Origin of the sequence: Streptomyces sp. M41(2017) (assembly GCF_002078175.1) — a bacterium.
Classification (GTDB): Bacteria; Actinomycetota; Actinomycetes; order Streptomycetales; family Streptomycetaceae; genus Streptomyces.
In genome coordinates, this window is sequence record NZ_MWFK01000003.1 from 160080 (window position 1) to 177668 (window position 17589).

16 protein-coding genes are annotated in these 17589 nt (G+C 70.2%); 7 read left to right on the forward strand and 9 right to left on the reverse strand.

Going from position 1 to position 17589, the window contains the following annotated elements:
- Window positions 1–68: 68 nt before the first annotated feature.
- A complete protein-coding gene (locus B0675_RS37315; protein WP_081224212.1) occupies window positions 69–968 on the reverse strand; it encodes a neutral zinc metallopeptidase in 900 nt (299 codons plus the stop codon).
- Between the two features lie 510 nt (window positions 969–1478).
- On the opposite strand from B0675_RS37315, the gene B0675_RS37320 reads away from it, so the two are divergent.
- A complete protein-coding gene (locus B0675_RS37320; protein ID WP_081224213.1) occupies window positions 1479–1940 on the forward strand; it encodes a PRC-barrel domain-containing protein in 462 nt (153 codons plus the stop codon).
- Window positions 1941–2107: 167 nt separating this feature from the next.
- Here B0675_RS37320 and B0675_RS37325 read toward each other — a convergent pair whose 3' ends face one another.
- Window positions 2108–5347 carry a TIM-barrel domain-containing protein gene (locus tag B0675_RS37325; RefSeq protein WP_107482973.1) on the reverse strand — a complete coding sequence of 1080 codons (3240 nt, stop codon included), beginning with the start codon at window positions 5345–5347 and terminating at the stop codon, window positions 2108–2110.
- Window positions 5348–5792: 445 nt separating this feature from the next.
- Between B0675_RS37325 and B0675_RS37330 the strand changes: the two genes are divergently transcribed.
- The 3 genes from B0675_RS37330 to B0675_RS37340 all read left to right on the forward strand — a co-directional run bounded on the left by B0675_RS37330 (window position 5793) and on the right by B0675_RS37340 (window position 9606).
- Window positions 5793–6206, forward strand: coding sequence for an FKBP-type peptidyl-prolyl cis-trans isomerase (locus B0675_RS37330; RefSeq protein ID WP_081224573.1), 414 nt, complete (start codon window positions 5793–5795; stop codon window positions 6204–6206).
- A gap of 266 nt (window positions 6207–6472) precedes the next feature.
- Entirely contained in the window at window positions 6473–8182 is a 1710-nt protein-coding gene (locus B0675_RS37335; RefSeq protein WP_081224215.1) for an MFS transporter, read from the forward strand.
- Window positions 8179–9606 carry an amidase gene (locus B0675_RS37340; RefSeq protein WP_081224216.1) on the forward strand — a complete coding sequence of 476 codons (1428 nt, stop codon included), beginning with the start codon at window positions 8179–8181 and terminating at the stop codon, window positions 9604–9606. Before B0675_RS37335 ends, B0675_RS37340 begins: the two co-directional genes overlap by 4 nt.
- A gap of 84 nt (window positions 9607–9690) precedes the next feature.
- Here the strand turns inward: B0675_RS37340 and B0675_RS37345 are convergent, their stop codons facing one another.
- Together B0675_RS37345 and B0675_RS37350 are read right to left on the reverse strand one after the other, a co-directional pair.
- Complete coding sequence (locus B0675_RS37345) at window positions 9691–10179, reverse strand: GNAT family N-acetyltransferase (RefSeq protein WP_081224217.1); 489 nt, start codon at window positions 10177–10179, stop codon at window positions 9691–9693.
- Window positions 10180–10347: 168 nt separating this feature from the next.
- Window positions 10348–10794 carry a DUF1772 domain-containing protein gene (locus tag B0675_RS37350; RefSeq protein ID WP_081224218.1) on the reverse strand — a complete coding sequence of 149 codons (447 nt, stop codon included), beginning with the start codon at window positions 10792–10794 and terminating at the stop codon, window positions 10348–10350.
- Between the two features lie 90 nt (window positions 10795–10884).
- On the opposite strand from B0675_RS37350, the gene B0675_RS37355 reads away from it, so the two are divergent.
- Window positions 10885–11463: a TetR/AcrR family transcriptional regulator gene (locus B0675_RS37355; protein ID WP_081224219.1), complete on the forward strand. Its 579-nt coding sequence runs from the start codon at window positions 10885–10887 to the stop codon at window positions 11461–11463.
- Between the two features lie 70 nt (window positions 11464–11533).
- On the opposite strand, the gene B0675_RS37360 is transcribed toward B0675_RS37355, so the two are convergent.
- The 3 genes from B0675_RS37360 to B0675_RS37370 all read right to left on the reverse strand — a co-directional run bounded on the left by B0675_RS37360 (window position 11534) and on the right by B0675_RS37370 (window position 13808).
- A complete protein-coding gene (locus B0675_RS37360) occupies window positions 11534–11902 on the reverse strand; it encodes a VOC family protein (RefSeq protein WP_081224220.1) in 369 nt (122 codons plus the stop codon).
- Between the two features lie 326 nt (window positions 11903–12228).
- Window positions 12229–12699, reverse strand: coding sequence for a DIP1984 family protein (locus B0675_RS37365; protein ID WP_081224221.1), 471 nt, complete (start codon window positions 12697–12699; stop codon window positions 12229–12231).
- Window positions 12700–12884: 185 nt separating this feature from the next.
- On the reverse strand, window positions 12885–13808 hold the full coding sequence (locus tag B0675_RS37370) for a LysR family transcriptional regulator (protein ID WP_081224222.1): 924 nt from the start codon (window positions 13806–13808) through the stop codon (window positions 12885–12887).
- A 129-nt stretch (window positions 13809–13937) separates the two neighbouring features.
- Between B0675_RS37370 and B0675_RS37375 the strand changes: the two genes are divergently transcribed.
- Window positions 13938–14771 (forward strand): 3'(2'),5'-bisphosphate nucleotidase CysQ, encoded by an 834-nt coding sequence (locus tag B0675_RS37375; protein WP_081224223.1) that lies wholly within the window; start codon window positions 13938–13940, stop codon window positions 14769–14771.
- A 41-nt stretch (window positions 14772–14812) separates the two neighbouring features.
- On the forward strand, window positions 14813–15409 hold the full coding sequence (locus B0675_RS37380) for an NADP oxidoreductase (protein ID WP_081224224.1): 597 nt from the start codon (window positions 14813–14815) through the stop codon (window positions 15407–15409).
- Between the two features lie 249 nt (window positions 15410–15658).
- Here the strand turns inward: B0675_RS37380 and B0675_RS37385 are convergent, their stop codons facing one another.
- Window positions 15659–16891 carry an MFS transporter gene (locus tag B0675_RS37385; protein WP_081224225.1) on the reverse strand — a complete coding sequence of 411 codons (1233 nt, stop codon included), beginning with the start codon at window positions 16889–16891 and terminating at the stop codon, window positions 15659–15661.
- Between the two features lie 301 nt (window positions 16892–17192).
- The gene (locus B0675_RS37390; RefSeq protein ID WP_143661150.1) at window positions 17193–17546 is read right to left on the reverse strand and encodes a hypothetical protein; all 354 of its coding nucleotides are present in this window, start codon (window positions 17544–17546) and stop codon (window positions 17193–17195) included.
- Window positions 17547–17589: the final 43 nt, after the last annotated feature.

Genomic DNA, 17589 nt, shown 5'->3' on the forward strand with positions numbered 1-17589 from the left:
TCGCACGGCCGGGACCGGCGGCTGCCGCGTCGCTCGGCCGCCGGTCCCGGCTCGGCTCGGCTCCGTCCTCAGCGGAAGGTGTCGCACCGGGCGACGTTGCCCGAGGTGTAGCCGGTGGAGAACCACTGCTGACGCTGCTTCGCGGAGCCGTGCGTCCAGGTGTCGGGGGTGACTTTGCCCTGGTACCGCTCCTGGATGCGGTCGTCGCCGACGGCGGCGGCCGCGTCGAGACCGCGGTTGATGTCGTCCTGGGTCAGCTTGGTGATCAGCGGCTTCCCGCTCTTCGGGTCGGGTGTGGTGGTGGCGTGGTGGGCCCACACTCCGGCGTAACAGTCCGCCTGGAGTTCCAGCTTCACCGAGCCGCTGTTCCGGCCCTGCCCGCTGCCCCGGGAGATCGTGCCGCTCAGGTCCTGTATGTGGTGCCCGTATTCGTGGGCGATGACGTAGGCCTCGGCGAAGGGTCCGCCCTTGGCGCCGAACTTACTGCTCAGGTCGTCGAAGAAGCCGAGATCGAGGTAGACCTTGTCGTCGGCGGAGCAGTAGAAGGGGCCGACATCGGAGGTGGCGTTCCCGCACCCGGTGTTCACGCTGCCGGTGAACAGGTACGTCGGCGCCTGTTCGTAGGACTTGCCCGCGGCCGTCTCCGTCTGCTTCCAGTAGGCCTGGACGCTGTCGACCACGGCGACGATGCGGCATTCCTCCTTGCTGTTGGCGTCGGCCCCGGTCCGGCAGTCGGCCGCCAGGTCCGCCGCGGACGCGCCCGATCCCGAGCCGGTGTCCGGCGCGGTGGTGCCGTCCGAGCTGAAAACGCCCGGATCCACCCCGAAGATCACCGACGCGATCACGACCAGGAGCCCGACCACTCCACCACCCACGGTCTTACCGCCGCCCGGGATCCCGCCCAGGGCTCCACCACGGTTGTCCTGCACCTCGGACGTGTCCAGGCTGGCGTTCTCGTCGAATTGCATTCGCTGACTCTCCCTCAAGCAGCGCGTCGGCCCGCCCCGCATCGTGACGCCCGACTACCCCGTGCGAGGAGGTTCACATCCGTCCCGTCGCGGTGGATCGAAGCCGTCGGACGAACCGTCGGAGCGTTGCCGTCCCGTCCGGAGTGGTCCACGGCGGCGCGCGTCCCGATCGCTGAACGGCGGCCCGCACGATTCCCCTGGCCGGGGACGGTCCGGATGTTTACGAGGCGGCGCAAGGGTCACGCAGACAGAGCGGAATGCACTGCGCCGCTGAGAGAGCAGAGCTGGACGACGTGCTGAGGGAGGGCATCGCCGGGAAGACCGGGCGATGTTCCGACCGGGTGAAATCGCGCGCGTTTCCCTGCGCTGCTTCTGCTGCGAAGTGATCCGTGATGACTGACTCGCATGAGCCGGAGGGGCGCGGCTCAAGGACCCTCCGAGCCCCGCCGGGACCGCCACGGGCAGATGACGCTTTTGGCACCGGACAACGCTTCCCCGAGAGGTACGACCATGACTGAATTCGCCAGTGCCGACCAACTGCGTGACCTCACCGTCCTCGACCCGGAGGGCGAGAAGGTCGGCACCGTCGGCAAGGTGTACCGCGACGACGCGGACGGCCGGCCCGAGTGGGTCACCGTGAAGACCGGCCTGTTCGGCAGCAAGGAGACGCTCGTGCCGCTCACGGGCGCCCGCGTCAGCGGCGACGAGCTGCACGTCCCCGTGACGAAGGAGACCGTCAAGCACGCGCCCCGGGTCGACGCGGACGCCCGCCTCGACGCCGACGAGGAGAGCGATCTGTACGCCCACTACGGGTTGACCCAGTCCACGTCCGCGCCGGTCGGCGTGGCCGGAACGGCTGCCGAGAGCGGCCGGCACACCGGCTCCGTGGACGGGGTCGACGACGACCGGTCCAGCACGGGTGGAACCACCCGGGCCGCCGGCGGCCGCTCCTCGGCGGACCCGGAGAAGTGAGTGGGCATCTGCCGCTGACGTCGCCGAGGTTCTGACGGTGCTGGAGGCCGCCGCGCGCGCTCCAAGGTCTCGCGTGCGGGGCGGCCGGTAGGCGCTCGGATCGCGGTCAACGACGTTCGACGGGCCTGCGCGCATCCCCGCGCGCAGGCCCGTCGAACGCTGTCCTGTCAGCGATATCCGATGGTCACCGCTGTGTGCACGCTGCGCGGCGGCAGCGCGAGGGTGAGCGTGTGGGCGTCACTGTCGTAGTGCCATGCCTGGGACGACAGCCCCTTGCTCCCGACGGTGATGCTCTTGGGCGAGGTCACGCCGAGCAGCTTCACCGTCCACCGCCGGCTCTTGACCTGGCCGCGGAAGGAGCCCGTGGCGGGGCCGATGGTGACGGTGTGCCGGGAGCCGCTCTCGCGATAGTGGATCCTCGTGGTGGCGCTGTGCCCGGGACCGGTCGTGGTGCCGTCGTCCTCGTACAGGGACGAGGTGCCGTCGGCGCCGGTCGCCACGGTGAGCGTGGCCTTCGTCAGGGGCGCCTTGTCATGGCTGGTGACGTTTCCCGTCCGGGTCGGGATCGTGGCGCCCGCCTTGACGAACACCGGCATGCGGTCGAGGCCGGTGGTGATGTTCTGCGTGGTGCCTCCGGTGTAGGTCTGTCCGGTGAAGTAGTCGGTCCACCGGCCGGGCGGGAACCACACCGGCGTGGTGGCCGTGGTGCCGGGCGTCGTCACGGGTGCCACGAGCATGTCCGAGCCGTAGAAGTACTCGCTGCCCGCCGTGGCGTAGGCCTGTGGCTCGTCCGGATACTCCAGGTACGTGGCACGGACCACGGGGGTCCCGGTGGTGGCTGCCTCCTGCGCGAGCGAGTACGTGTACGGCACGAGGTTCTCGCGGAGGTTGAGGAAGGTGTCGGCCGACCGGCGGGCCTCGGTGCCGTACTGCCAGGGAAGGCGGTCGCTGTGGTTGCTGTGCAGGCGGTCGATCGGCTGGAAGGTGCCGAGTTGCACCCAGCGGGCGTAGAGGTCGTCGGGCAGTTTGCGCGTGGTGCGGGTGCTGCCGCCGTCGGTGTAGGTCTCCGAACCGGTCAGCCCCGTCGTGTCGTTGTGGCCGCCGATGTCGTGGCTGACGGCCGACATGCCGGTGGCTGCCGACTCTCCCGGTGTGTAGCCCACTTCGGAACGCAGGGTGCCCCAGGTGGACGAGGTGTCGCCGGTGAAGTGCACGGTGGTGCGCTTGTCCGCCCACGGCCCGGTCGGCAGCCCCTGCTGGCCGCTGTAGCCGCCGGCCTGGAGTGAGCCGTAGGCACGGGAGATGACGAACCCGCGGCCGATCGCCCGGTCGGCGTCGGCGGCGTACTGCTGGTTGATCCACGCGTCCGGTGTGACGCCCGGCACCGACGACTGGGAGTTGTCGCAGCACCAGTCGAGCCACCAGAAGTCGTTGCCCTGGTCGTCCAGGGTGCGGTGCAGGTCCATGTACGCCTTGAGCTGGTCGGGGTCACCGAAGTCGAAGGTGTAGCAGTCGCCGCCGGCGCTCGCGCCGGACGCGCAACCCCCCTTCGTCAGCTTGCCCTTGGCGGTCGCCTGGGCCTGCGCGAACTGCGGGTCGGAGGCCAGGATGCTCGGGTGGGTGTTGAGCGTGTTGTGCAGTCCCTGCGCTGCGGACCAGTCGAAGAAGCCCTTGGGGTCGGGGAACTTCTTCGTGTCCATCTCCCAACCGCTCCAGGTGTTGGGTGACTTGAAGTCGGTGTCGGTCACCAGCACGTCGAGCGGGACGCCTTCGGAACGGAAAGCGGGCAGGATCGTGTTCTCGTAGTCGGCGGCCGTCCGGTCGATGTACTCCGAGTACCAGGTGCCGTACGTCCACTCGGGCAACAGCTTCGGAGGGCCGGTGAGGGTGGCGAGGTCGGACAGGGCCTTCTTGTAGTCGTGGCCGTAGCCGAAGACGTAACCGTCCTGGTAGGGCGTGCCGTTGTGGGACGGCCGCTGCGTGACCTTCTTGGTGGCGGTGTCGTACAGCGCGGACGTGGTGTCGTCCAGCAGATACCACCCGTCCTTGTGGAGCAGGCCGGGGGTGGTGGTCGGGTCGCCGTTGTCGCCGTTCAGCCCGTCCAGGCTGCGCCGGTAGCCGCCCAGGGCGAGATGCGGCTGGGGGGCCGCTGCGCCGGACGCCGATACGGACACGGTGTCGAGGTTGATGTGACAGCTCGCCGCCGCAGGGCAGCCGATGGTGATGTCGTCGGCGCCGGCCTTCAGTGCCACAGGCACCGAAGCGGTGCGCCAGGTGTCCCAGCTGCCGGTCACCGGGAGCGACAGCGTCTGTGTCGTGCCGCCGGAGGTCACCGAGGCCGTGCGTGTCTGGTTCAGGCCGTCGCCACCGGCCGCGTTGGCGTAGCGCACCTGGAGGGCGTACGTGCCGTCGTAGGGAACGCCCACCACGTGGGCCGACGCACTCGACCCCTGGTTCAGTTCGGCGAGGAAGCCGTCGCCGGAGTACGAAGCGTGGTCGCCGGCCACCTTCGCGGAGCCCGCGATCCGGTCGTCCTCGGCCTCGCAGCTCGTGCCGAAGGCGCAGTCCGTGATCGCGGTCGTCGAGGTCGGCGGGAAGGTGCCACCCGGGGTCACCAGGGCGACGCTGTCGACGTTCACGTTTCCGGAGTCGGCGGCGGTCTTGGTGAGCGTGACGGTGTGATGCCCCGTGCCGAGCTGCACGGCGCTGTTCGCCAGGCTCCAGGTGTCCCAACTGCCGGTCACCGGCAGGCTCAGCGTCCTCGCCGTGCCGCCGTCCACGGTCAGGGTGAGCGTGCGCGTGACGTTCTTCCCGTCCCCCGCGAGCGAGTTGGCGTACCGGACGTCGAACTGGTACGTCCCGGCGGTCGTGACGTCGACGTCGGCCGTCAGTGAGCTGCCCGTTCCCTGGAAGCCGGCCAGGAACCCGGCACCGGTGTGTCCGGTGTGGTCCGAGGCGAGGCCCAGCCCTCCGTACGACAGGGTCTCCGCCTCGCACAGCGCTCCGAGGGTGCACGTTATCCGTCGCCAGGGCGCAGCGGTCACCGGCTCGGTCCCGGCCGTCGACCGCACCGAGAGATTGCGGGCGTCGAACGGCCCGGAGCCCACCTGATAGCGCAGGGTCACCGCACTGGTCTTCACCGTCAGCCACCCGTCGGCGGTGCTCGACGTGTACGCGGTCGGCGTGAAGTCGGTGCGGCCGATGGCGTTGTACGTGGCCTGGTCGGTGAACTGGCCGTTCTGCGCGTACTCGGTACGGATCAGGGTCGGTGACAGCACCTGGAAGCGCGCGTTGCCCGAGGTCACCGCCGGGACGGTGTGCTCGCCCGGATGCTCCGCCGGTCCCGCGGCGGCCTGGCCCGTCAGGGTCGTCCCCGCCAGGCACGCGGCGAGCGCGACACCCGTCATCCGTCGCCGTAGGACGTGCGTCCCGCGCCACGCTGGTCTCGTTCTCACGGAAGACTCCGTCCTGGAGCGGGCCTCTCGGCCCGTCGCGGGTTCCTGCTGACATCGAGCTACTGCTGACATCGTTGTCACACGCACCCCTGCCGGGGCGCCGGCGGGACCGACTCAACCTGTTGCGCGCACGACGGAAGGGGGAGGCACTGCGGGTGCCGGCACCTTCTATCGATGTAAATGATGCCCGTGGCATGACAACACAGGCGCGGGCGGGTGTCCATATGCGGGGCGGCCAACGCCGAGAGGACGCCCGGATCCGGCCGACACGGCCGACGCGCGGACGTCGTGTCCCGGGCAGCGACATGGCCCGGTAGCGTGATCGTCCGCCGCGTGGAACGTCCATGCGGCCGACCGGCCCGCGTGCGGGATTCCGGTGGCGAGCGACGGGACCGTGATGAGCGAACTGACAAAGCCCCGAATCGAGGTCCCCGACGGCGACCCGCCGACCGAACTGACGATCCGGGACCTCGTGGTCGGGGACGGACCCGAGGCACAGCCCGGCAGAGTGGTCCAGCTCCACTACGTAGGGGTCGCGTTCGCGTCCGGCAGGGAGTTCGACTCCTCGTGGGAGCGGGACCAGCCGTTCAAGTTCGCCGTGGGCGGCGGCAGAGCCATCAAGGGCTGGGACCGGGGCGTGCGGGGAATGAAGGTCGGCGGCCGCCGCGAGATCATCGTTCCCCCGCGTCTCGGTTACGGCAAGCAGTCACCCTCTCCGTTGATCCCGCCCGGCTCGACCCTGATCTTCGTCGTCGACCTGCTCACGGTCGTGGGCGGTCCCCCGCAGCGAGGCCTGACCGGTTCGGCCTGAGCCTGGCGCTCCGGAGGAACGGGGAAGCACCGCGTCGCCCTCCCGCACGAACAACGGCACTCCGAGCGCCAGGAAGCCTCAACCGCCTCTCCGGCTGGGGCGGGACATTGGTCAAGCGCTCCCCGACACCGGACGATCCGACCCGCCCGCCGCTCTTTTCTCCAGAGAATCAGATCCACCCCCTTCCCCGTACCGACTGGTCGGTACTAGCGTCGCCGCGTCGAGCACGCACTGCCGCGTGCCATGGCGACCCCCAGGGAGGCACTGTGTCGATTTCTCCTCCGGCGACCGACGGGCCGCGCGTCACGCGGGCGTCGGCGCCACTGCGGGGCCTCGCCGAACGACGGCTCCAGCACTATCCCGAACGCGGACCCCGCTACTGGTACTTGGCCCTCGTCGTACTCGTCACGATCGTCCTGTACTACCAGCTGTACGTGCAGTACGCGGTCTCCACGGCCGTCATCGCCGAGTACCACATGACGTTCATGTACTTCGTGTACATCTCCGTGGCGGCGAACGCGGTCGGCGCCTTCGCCTCCCTCGCCGCCGGACTGGCCGATCGCTGGGGCCGGGCGAACATCGTGGTCTACGGCCTGCTGGTGGTCGGCGTGCTGACCACCTTCGCGCTGCCCAACGCGCCGGGGAAGCTGAGCTATCTGCTCGTCTACAGCGCGATCGCCCTGGTCGAGGGCATGATCCTGGTCGCCACCCCCGCACTCATCCGTGACTTCTCGCCGCAGTTGGGGCGCGCGTCCGCGATGGGGTACTGGACCATGGGACCGGTCATCGGCAGCCTCGTCGTCACCGGCGTCACCTCCCGTACGTACGGCACCTCGGCCACCTGGCAGGACGAGATCCGTTACGCCGGGATCAGCGGTCTGGTGCTGTTCGTCGTGGCCTTCGTCGGGCTCCGTGAACTGGCACCGGCGCTGCGCGACCAGATCATGGTGAGCCTGCGCGACCGAGCCCTGGTGGAGGCCCGCGCGCAGGGCATCGACACCGAGGCCGCCCTCAAGGGGCAGTGGCGGCAGATGCTGCGGTTCGATGTCATCGGCTCGGCCGTCGCCGTCGCGCTCTTCCTGCTGCTGTACTACGCGGCGGTCGGCAACTTCGTCGTCTACTTCGCCACGACCTTCGGTTACACGACTCAGCGCGCGAACGCCCTGCTCAACTGGTACTGGGGTGCGAACGCCGTCTCCCTGGTGGTGGCAGGTCTGCTCTCGGACCGACTGCAGGTGCGCAAACCGTTCATGCTCGGCGGCGCGTTGGGCACGATCGGATTCACCCTCGCGTTCACGCTGCGCGCCACCGAGCCGGACACCGGCTACTACACCTTCGCGTTCATCGTGGCCGGCATCGGCGTCACGAGTGGCTTCGCCTACTCGCCGTGGATGGCGAGCTTCACCGAGACCGTCGAGCGGCACAACCCCGCGGCCACCGCGACGGGCCTGGCGATCTGGGGCTGGATCGTGCGCATCACCGTCGCGCTGTCGGCGGCCTTCCTGCCGCTCGTGGTGAACACCGTCACCCCGATCGTCGAGCACGGCGCCGAGGTCAAACAGGCGTCCGTACAGGCCGCCGACGCGCTCGCCATCACCCGGGCCCACCCCAAGGTGTTCGCGGAACTCGGCCGCTACGCGCCGGACGAGGTGCCGCCGGCGCTGCTGAAGCAGGCCGTGCGGGAGGTCGGCGCGCAGGACCTGGCCACCGTGCAGAAAGCCGCCCCCCAGCTCGAGATTCTCCGGGAGCACGGGGCCGAGGTGCAGAAGGCGAGCGCCGACAACCCGGGCAAGTGGCAGATCTGGTGGTGGGTGTCACTCGCCGGACAAGTGCTGTTCGTACCGTTCGTCTTCCTCATGTCCGGCCGCTGGCGACCCCGCGACGCCCGGCGCGACCTGCGTGAGCACGAGGAGGCGGTGGCCCGCCAGGTCGCCGGGATGCGCCGGGCGGACTCGCAGGAGGGTGCGCCCGCGTGAGCATCCCGACCGCCCCGCACGCGCTGACCGCCCTGGAACAGGCCGCCGCCGTCCGCACCGGTGGGATCTCCCCCGTCGAGTTGGTGCGCCACCACCTCGCCCGCGCCGAGGAGCTCGACGGGCGCTACGGGGCGTTCCTCACCCGCACGCCCGAGGCGGCCCTGGCCGGGGCGGCCGCGCTGGAGAGGATGCCGCACCGTGCGGCGCCGGGCACCCTGTCCGGCGTACCCACCGCGGTGAAGGACCTGGTGGAGACGGCCGGGGTGGTGACGACGTACGGCTCCAAGGCGTTCGCGCGGCACGTCCCGGACATCGACGCGCACAGCGTGCGGCGGATGCGGGAGGCCGGCACCGTCAGCCTGGGCAAAACCAACACCCCTGAGTTCGGCTGCTGTTGCTACACGGACAACGACCTGGCCGGCCCGGCCCGCAATCCGTGGGACCCGTCACTGTCGGCCGGTGGGTCCAGCGGCGGGGCGGCCGTCGCCGTGGCGCTCGGCCTCGTGCCCGTCGCGCACGCCAGCGACGGCGGTGGCTCGATCCGGATCCCGGCCGGCCTGTGCGGGCTCGTCGGCCTCAAGCCCGCGCGGGGACGCGTGAGTTCGGGGCCGGCCGGAGCCGAGGTCACCGGGCTGGCCGTGCAGGGGCCGCTCGCCCGCTCCGTGCGCGACGCGGCGGCCCTGCTCGACGTCCTGGCGGGACCCGAGCCCGGCGATCCGCACTGGGCACCGCCGCTGCCGCCCGGCGAGACGTTCCTCCAGCACGCCGAGCGGGAGCCGGGCAGACTCCGGATCGGCCGGTACGCGACCCCTGCGGCGAGCGGGATCGCCGTGGACCCCGAGTGCGTGGCCGCCTGGGAACACGTGTCGCGCCTCCTGGAGAGCCTCGGTCACGAGGTGGAGGACATCCCCACGCCCTTCGGTCCGGAGATCGGCGACCACTTCGTGACGGCCTGGGGCGTGCAGTCGCTGAGCCGGTCGGTGGACCCGGAACAGGAGGAGTTGCTCCGACCCGTGACACGGGCCTGGCGGGAGTACGGACGGCAGGTGACGGGCGAGCAGTTCGCCGCCGCGGTCGACGGCATGCAGCGCGCGGCGCGACGCGCGGTCGAAGTGACGCTGGCGTACGACGTCGTCGTCACCCCGACCCTGGCGACGCTCCCCCAACCCGTCGAGCACTTCGACGAGTCGGGCGACCCGCTGGTGAATCTACGTCGCCAGAGCCCGTTCAGCGCGTTCACCAGCCCCTACAACATGACGGGCCAGCCCGCGGTCAGCCTGCCGCTCCACTGGACCGCCGAGCACGGACTGCCCGTCGGGGTGCAGCTCGTGGGCCGCCCCGCCGGTGAGGCGACCCTCGTCGCGCTCAGCGCACAACTGGAGGCGGCGGCGCCGTGGCGGAACCGGTACAGGGCGCTGCTCTGAGCACGGGGCACGGGGCACGGGGCACGGGGCACGGGCGAAGCGTTGCCCTTCGACATCGAGTGGCAGCGGTCCTCACCTGGATCCTCACAGTGCGCAATACATGATGTGAAGGCCCACGTAACCGTGCCGTGGGTGGTGAAAGCCTTCCGGCAGGGTGCCGAGCACCTGGAACCCCAGTGACCGGTACAGCCCCACGGCCCGCTCGTTCGTCTCCACGACCGCGTTGAACTGCATGCCCCGGAAGCCGGCCGCTCGGGCCCATTCCATCGCGTGTCCGCACAGCGCGCGGCCCACTCCCCCGCCCTCGAAGGCTGGATCGACCATGAAGCTGGCGCTGGCGATGTGTGAGGCGTTGCCCAGGTGATTGCGGTTCATCTTGGCGGTTCCTACGACGTTGCCGGCATCGTCGACGGCGACGACGGTCCGGGCCGGTGCGGGCAGCAGCCACCATTCACTCCCCTCCTCCTTCCCCAGGTCGACGGGGTAGGTGAAGGTCTCCCCCGCCGTGACGATGGGCTGGAAGAAGGCCCAGATCGCGGGCCAGTCCGTTGCTTTCGCTTCCCTGATCACCATGCGGGCAGCATGCCAGTTCCCTGCTGTCCGTACCGAAACGATGGTCGATGGTCGATGGACGCAGCGTCCGTCCTCTCGCACCCCTCAGCGCGGCACTCGGTGTGGCCCACCAACGCCCAGCGCCGTGAGGGGCGTTCGCGGCGCCCCCGCGGTCTCGACGGGCCGGGCTCATACGAGGGCGACGACCAACAGGGCGAAGGCGGCGACGATGACGGCCACGCGGACATAGTGGTAGCGGTTCCACTGGTTCACCTGCTGCTTCCAGTCGGCGGGCCGGTTCTCGGGGGTCCACGTCTTGTTCCGGTTGTTGATCGGGACGAGCAGCAGGATCGACATGATCACGCTGAGGAGCAGGAGTGCGCCGGCGGTGACGACGAGGCCGGTGCCGGCGTGGTGTCGTCCGGCGACGGCCCAGACAGAGACGAGGACGAGGGAGCCGATGTACCAGACCGGCATCACGGCACCGAGCATCCGGCCTCCGTGGGCGTGGGCGAGTTGGGTGCTGTCCTCGGGGAGCGCGTTGAAGATCGGGTTCATGACGAAGGCGACGGAGAACTCCACCCCCACCATCAGTCCGACGATCACGGTGGTGATGACCTCAAGTGCGTTGAGCATGATGACCCCTCCAGAATCTAGCGGCGCTAGATGACAGTGCAACGCTAGACCTACTGACGCTCGATTGTCTAGCGGTGCTAGGATCAGCTCATGTCGGTACAGGAACGCAAGCAGCGCGAACGGGCCGAGCGCGAGCGCCTCATCGTGGCGACGGCCCGTGAACTCGCCGAGCAGCGAGGCTGGGACGCGGTCACCACCCGTCTCCTCGCTGAACGCATCGAATACAGCCAGCCGGTTCTCTACAGCCATTTCCGCGGGAAGCGCGAGATCATCGGCGCGGTGGCCATCGAGGGTGCCGCCGAAATGGCCGCGGAGCTACGGACCGCGACCTCCGCCGCGGCCGGCCCGCGCGCCCGGGTCACCGCCCTCGCTCACGCCTACCTCGACTTCGCCGGGCGGAACACGGCGGTGTACGACGCCCTGTTCCAGCTCGACGGCGGCCTGACGTTCGCGAACGAGGACACACCGGAACCTCTGAAGGACGCCTTCGCCGCTCTGATGGAGACATTGGGCGAGGTCGCCGGGGACGGCGTCCACCCAGGGCTGTTCACCGAGGTGTTCTGGGCCGCCCTGCACGGGCTGGCGACTCTGACCCGGGCGGGACGACTGCCACGGGGGGACGCCGAGCGGAGGGTGGAGCTGCTGGTGGACCGACTCGCCCAGTTGTGACCCGCCACCAGGCTCGCAGGATGGGCCGTTCCGGCCGATGCGGACGAGTTCCGGACCGGCCGGAACCGCGTCAGCGCGCCGGGATCGGCTGAGTGAGGTTCACCGGGTTGCCGTCGGGGTCCTTGATGTGGGCGACGCGCTGCCCCCACGGCATGTCGTTGGGACCGCCACTGACCGAGCCGCCCAACGCCGCCACCCGGGCGAGCGTCTCGTCCACGTCGTCGACCTCGATGCTGAGGAGGACCCGGGCCGCCGCGCCGGTCGCAGCGTCCTCCCTGGCCACGAGACCGAGGTCGGAGTCGCCGATGCGCAGGCCCACGTAGAAGGCCGGGCCCTGCGCCGGTACCCGGAAGCTCTCCTCGGCGCCGAACAACTTCGTGTAGAAGCCGAGCAGGGCGTCCTGGTCGGCCGTCACGATCACTGGCTGGATGGTGGACATGGCACTCCTGTCGCGAACGGTCGTGTCGTTGGGTAGACCGCTCGAACGCGGCGAACTCATCGCGGACCGTCCCGCCGGGCGATCAGTAGTGCGGCAATGTGGAAAGCCCCGAACCCGCCCTCACCACCTCGGATCTGCACGTGGTGATGTGCTGTGCCATGTGCACCGTTACCTGTACGCCATGCTGAGCTGCGCTGTGTATGGGGAGTCGAACCCCCGCGTTGCTCTTCACGCGCCAGGAGTGGGCCGGAAAACCGCCGGCCCTCGGTGTGTGCACGCCTCCGAGGCTGCTACCCGCTCCACATCGTCCCTGTCTGCCGGACTCCTCAGTCGAGCAGATCGACCTCCCAGTTGGCACGCTGGATCCGTACGTCGACCTCGCGGATCTCCCGCGCGAGAACGTCCGCCTGACCGCGCAGTTCCGCGACCGGAAGCGCGGAGAGCATCAACAGCTCGGACCGAAGCTGCCGGCCGTATCCCCGCTCCCCATTGCCGGCCGCCGCGTCCGCGGCGGCGGTGACGACGGAGTGACGCAACCGCAGGACGTCCCGCCGCGCGAGGGCGTCGGTGAGCGTGCCGTCGGGGCCCATCTCCGCGCTGGAATTGGTCCGGTTGATCCGCCGGATCAACGACTCCAGTGAGTCCAGCACCTCACCGGCCTCGGCCAACAGCCTTGCCGCGTCCTCAGCGGGCGTCTCCCCCTCCTGGTACCCCGCACTGCCGACGACACGCGCTCGCAACTGCTCCACGCGGCGCGTCGCCTCGGCGCGTTCTGCCAGTGCCTCAGCAAGCTTCACGTCTCCTCCTCTCCCTCAATGGTTCGCATGAGTGTAGGAGTGCGACCCCCCTCGCCCGCACCTGCTTTTCGCCCCGCCAGGCCCCTGACCAGCCACTCCAGTGGGGCCGGGGGCCGGAGCCGACCGACCGTCTCCGCCCGGTCGCCGCGGCTCCGACCGGCCGTCTCACGCGCCTCGGGCAACCGTCACTTCGCCGCCTCGATCCGATCGCCCACGTCCCCGGTCAGAGCCGTCCGCGCGAGGTCGCGCAGCCACGCGTGTGCGGGATCGGTGTCGTAGCGCTGATGCCAGGACAAGTACACGGGAGCCGACGGCAGTTCGAGCGGCAGCGGGAGGAGGACCAGACCCAGGTGCGCGGCGGCCGCGCGGGTCGTCGATTCGGGAGCTGTGACGAGAAGGTCGGACTCGCGCACGAACTCCAGCCCGGTCGCCTCGGTGGGCGCGGTCGCCACCACCCTTCGGGTGAGGCCGAGTTGGGCCAGCGCTCCGTCGAGAGCGTTGTCGAACCTTCCCCGCCTGGAGATGGAGATGTGCTCGGCCTCGGCGTATCGCGCCGGACCGACCTTCTTCACGCGGGTGAGGGGATGCCCTTGCCGTACGACGATGACATGCCCCGTCTCCGCCAGCAGTTCGCCGCGGATCTCGGACTGGGTCGGACGATTCGCGTTGGCTTCGAGATCGACTTCCCCGCGACGCAACTCAGGTGTGTCGACACTCGATTCGGCGAGGAAGCGCAGCCGCACACCGGGCGCCTGCCTCCGCACCTCCGCCAGGAGCGCGGGGCCGCCGTGGGCGACGAGGGAGTCGTGCCAGCGGAGGGTGAACGTTCGGTCCAGTGTCGCGAGGTCGAGTGCACGACTCGGCGCCAGCACGCCATGGACCTGCTGGAGCAGCTCATGCACCTGCTCCCGGACCGCGATCGCGTACGGGGTCGGGGTCATGGTGCGTCCGGTGCGCACCAGGATCTGATCCCCCGTCGTCCTGCGGATACGGCCGAGGCTTCGGCTCATCGCGGGCGCGGTCACATGCAGGCGGTCGGCCGCACCGGCCACGCTCCCTTCGTCGAGGAGCGCGTCGAGGGCGGCCAGCAGATTCAAATCCAGTTGCATGGGAGTCACTCTATCCGTGTTTTACATGCACTTGAGGTTATGACTGCCTGCTCGTACCTTCGAGATGTGGGCAGGAGAGATCGACGAACTCCCCCGCATTCACCGCCCTGCTGAGATGGGAGTACCGCCATGTCCGACTCGATTCAGAGCACAGGGAATGCCGCAGTCGCCGAGGCTGTGTCCGATGCCGACCTGCTGGCCGAGACCGCGACTGCCGTGGGTGCGGCGGGCTCGGTGCTGCGCGAGCGCTTCGGCGACGTGGTCCGCCACCGGACGCGCGAGGAACTGATGAGCGCGCTCGCCGCCAACGACGACGCGGTCCTCGACGTTCTGCGCCCGCGCCTCGAGAGCCTGCGCCCTCAGGCCGGTTGGGTGGAGGAGGAGCTCGCGGGCGGGGCTCTTCCTTCCGGTGAGTGGTGGGTCGTCGATCCCGCCGAGGGCAATGTCAACCACTTGCACGGTCTGCCGGACTGGGGCGTCACCGCCACGCTCGTGCGCGACAACCAGCCGGTACTCACCGCGGTCCACCTTCCACTGACCGGCGAGACGTACACCGCGCTCGCGGGCGGTGGCGCCCACCTCGACGGCCGTCCGCTGCGCGTCTCCGAGACAACGGATCTCGGACTGAGCCTGGTGGCCACGAGCCAGGCCAGGCCGGACGAGAACCAGGCGGTCATCCGGCGCATCGGCTCCTCGATCACCTCGATGCTCGGCGACGCACTCGTGGTGCGCACGTCGGTGCCCGCGACCCTGCATCTGCTGAACGTCGCCGCGGGCCGGATCGACGCGTTCTGGCAGTTCGCCGGAGCCCGGGCGGACCTGCTTCCCGGCGCGCTGCTCGTGACCGAGGCCGGCGGGCGGATCTCCGACGCCGAGGGCCGCCCCTGGACGCCGGCGAGCGAGAGCCTGCTGGCCGCCGCACCCGGAGTGCACACGGCCGCCGTCGCCACACTGTCCCGCTGACCACCCCCGACATCCAGCCACACCGGAAGGACCAGATCGGTATGACCAAGATCGCTGTACTCGGAAACGGCCGCGTCGGCGGCACCCTGTCCGCAGCCCTCACCGGGGCCGGGCACGACGTGACCGTCGCGGACAGTTCGCCGGGCGCTGCCGCCGAGGCTGTGCTCGGAGCCCGGATCGTCGTCAACGCGACGCCGGGCGCGGGTTCGCTGGAGCGGCTCCTCGCTCTGCGGGAGGAGCTCGCCGGCAAGATCCTCGTGGACGTCTCGAACGCCACCCTCGACGGCCCGGACGGGCTGCCCGCGGGCCTGCTCTATCCCGGCTCGAGCCTCGGCCGACACCTCCAGGACGCTCTCCCCGGCACGCACGTGGTCAAGACGCTCAACACCATGCTGTTCACGGTGATGACCGCGCCCACCGTCCTCGCCCAGTCGCCCACGGTCTTCCTCTCGGGCGAGGACACGGGAGCCAAGCAGGTCGTCCGCGGGCTTCTCGAAGACCTCGGCTGGCACCAGGACTGGATCACCGACCTCGGCGGGATCGAGACCGCGCAGGCGACCGAGGCCGCCGTGCTGTTCGTACCTCATGTGATCCGCTCCGGCGGATTCGCCCCCTTCGCCGTCTCGATCAGTCGCTGAACCGGGCCAGCAGAGCTCAACACACGTCGAGCCGGGCAGCATCTGTCCGAACGCGCCTCCATGGTCAACGCCCCGCGGTGAGGGCGGGAAGCTGCCGGGTGCCGTCGAGCACCGACGTCCGGTCCGTAGATGCGGATGACCACGGAGAAGGGGCCGTCGGGAGCGGGCCGCCAGTTCGCCGCCCGGCGCCGGTCGTGGGCGCGAGACGGAACGGCTCGAATGATCCGGGCGCAGCTCCTGCAGGTGGGTTCAGTGCGACGCCGCACCTCGACGCCCCCACCGCCCGCGGGATGCGCGCAGCACACGGAGGCCCGCCGCACTCTGCAGGCTCATGGCGGCGGCGGCCGTGGCGGTGACCGCGAATCCGCCCCGTGGTCCGAACGAGTCGATCGCCCATCCGGACAGTGCCGCCGCGGCAGCCGAACCCGCCGCGCCGGCGGCGCCGAGCCACGCGAATGCCTGGGTCAGGACGGCGTGGTCGACCGTGGCCTCCGTGAACACGGGGAAGAGCACGAGCAGCGGCGGGATCGCGGCTCCGGTCACGATCACGACCAGGGCGAGCCCCAAGGGTGAGCCGACCGTGAACAACAGCATGGTGCCGAGGCTCAACACGCTTGTTGCCGCGACCAGTTGTGCTGGCGGTGCCGTCCGCCATCGGCGCAGGCCGTAGAGCCATCCTGCCAGCAGGCCGCTGCAGCTGGACGCCGCGAAGATCGGGCCTGCCGCACCCGGCGCGCCGCACTCCACCGCGAATCCGGTCACCGACACCTGCATGGCTCCGAAGAAGATCCCGATGGCGAGGTTGAGCCCCATCAGGAGCAGAACCGGTGCACACAACAACTGCCCTCTTCTCTGGCCGTGTTCGGCGTCTTCGACCGCGGTGGCGGGGGCTGTGTCTCGCCGGGTGGCGAGGAACAGGCCGCCGAACACCGACAGAGTGGCGGCCAGGACCAGGCCCGCTACGGCATGTCCGGTCGCGGCGAGGGCGCTGACCAGCGTGGGACCCACCAGGAAGGCGCCCGCGTTGATGATCGACTCCATCGCGAAGGCGGTGGGCAGTTCGGCCGCACGGTCCGGGCGCAGAAGCGCCGCCCAGCGTGCGGCTGACATCGCGCCCAGTTGGGGAACGCTGCCACCGACCAACACTCCGCCGACGATCAGGAGGGTGTCGTCGGCATCTGCGGCGACCAGGGAGAGGAGGAACGCCACGGCCACGGCGTGGGCGAGAAGGCTGGGTGGCAGGACGCGGGTCTGCCCGAACCGGTCGACCAGTCGGGCCAGTTGAGGTGCGCCGAGCGCCTCGGACACGGCGAACGCGCCGGTGACCAGGCCGGCGGCGGAGAAGGTACCGGTGTGGCCGTGCACGAGCCAGACGATGCTGAGGCTGGTCATCGCTACGCCGACGCGCCCCAGTGACGCCGGGAGGAAGAAGGCTGCGGCACCCGGGGTGCGCAGCAGGGAACGGTAGTTCGCCGATGGCACGGCGAGTCCTGTTCGCTGCCCGGCGGGACGGCCACCGGGCCGTCGGTGCCCGAACGGACCGACCCGGGGTTGCCGTCTGGAACCGTCCAGTGCTGGCGCGGAGAGGGGACACGCGCCCCGCACCGACTCCGTCACCGGGCAGAATTCTTGACGTGTTGTGGGTGTCCACTCTCACCGCGGGGAGCGGTGATGTCCATCCCGCCTTGGTCGGGCGCGTGCTGCGGAGCCCAGGTGCGGGAGGTCCCGGCCGGGCTCGCAGCCCCGCCGAGCTGCCGTGGTACGCCCGACCGCCGCCGCCGGATCAGCCGCGGGTGACCGTGACTCCGCCGAGCAGCCCCCAGGCGTCGATGCGGACCGTCGGCCCCCCGGGCTCGCTCGGGCCGTCGTCCTTCACTCCCCCGAGGCGGACGCCGTGGACCTCCACGGCGACGTCGGGCCGGACCCGGAGGCTGACGCCGCCGATCAGGCTGAGTTTCGTGACGCGCAGTTCGGCACCGTCGGGGATGTCGATGTCCGTGAGGTCGATATCGGCCCCTCCGATGAGGGACGCCGTGAGCGTGCGCTCGTGCAGCGTCTCGCCCTTGAGCCGGTGACCGCCGATCAGGCTCACCTTGACGTCGGTCCTCTGAGGCTTGTTGTCACCTGTTTTCGTCATGAGGAGAAGGTAGATCCAGGGCGTCCGGCTCCCCCAGTGCCCG

What these genes read in the sequence shown, in the direction of transcription:
- B0675_RS37315 (WP_081224212.1), bottom strand. Translation starts at nt 968, where the DNA reads ATGCAATTCGACGAGAACGCCAGCCTGGACACGTCCGAGGTGCAGGAC.
- B0675_RS37320 (WP_081224213.1), top strand. Translation starts at nt 1,479, where the DNA reads ATGACTGAATTCGCCAGTGCCGACCAACTGCGTGACCTCACCGTCCTC.
- B0675_RS37325 (WP_107482973.1), bottom strand. Translation starts at nt 5,347, where the DNA reads ATGACGGGTGTCGCGCTCGCCGCGTGCCTGGCGGGGACGACCCTGACG.
- B0675_RS37330 (WP_081224573.1), top strand. Translation starts at nt 5,793, where the DNA reads ATGAGCGAACTGACAAAGCCCCGAATCGAGGTCCCCGACGGCGACCCG.
- B0675_RS37345 (WP_081224217.1), bottom strand. Translation starts at nt 10,179, where the DNA reads ATGGTGATCAGGGAAGCGAAAGCAACGGACTGGCCCGCGATCTGGGCC.
- B0675_RS37350 (WP_081224218.1), bottom strand. Translation starts at nt 10,794, where the DNA reads ATGCTCAACGCACTTGAGGTCATCACCACCGTGATCGTCGGACTGATG.
- B0675_RS37355 (WP_081224219.1), top strand. Translation starts at nt 10,885, where the DNA reads ATGTCGGTACAGGAACGCAAGCAGCGCGAACGGGCCGAGCGCGAGCGC.
- B0675_RS37360 (WP_081224220.1), bottom strand. Translation starts at nt 11,902, where the DNA reads ATGTCCACCATCCAGCCAGTGATCGTGACGGCCGACCAGGACGCCCTG.
- B0675_RS37370 (WP_081224222.1), bottom strand. Translation starts at nt 13,808, where the DNA reads ATGCAACTGGATTTGAATCTGCTGGCCGCCCTCGACGCGCTCCTCGAC.
- B0675_RS37375 (WP_081224223.1), top strand. Translation starts at nt 13,938, where the DNA reads ATGTCCGACTCGATTCAGAGCACAGGGAATGCCGCAGTCGCCGAGGCT.
- B0675_RS37380 (WP_081224224.1), top strand. Translation starts at nt 14,813, where the DNA reads ATGACCAAGATCGCTGTACTCGGAAACGGCCGCGTCGGCGGCACCCTG.
- B0675_RS37390 (WP_143661150.1), bottom strand. Translation starts at nt 17,546, where the DNA reads ATGACGAAAACAGGTGACAACAAGCCTCAGAGGACCGACGTCAAGGTG.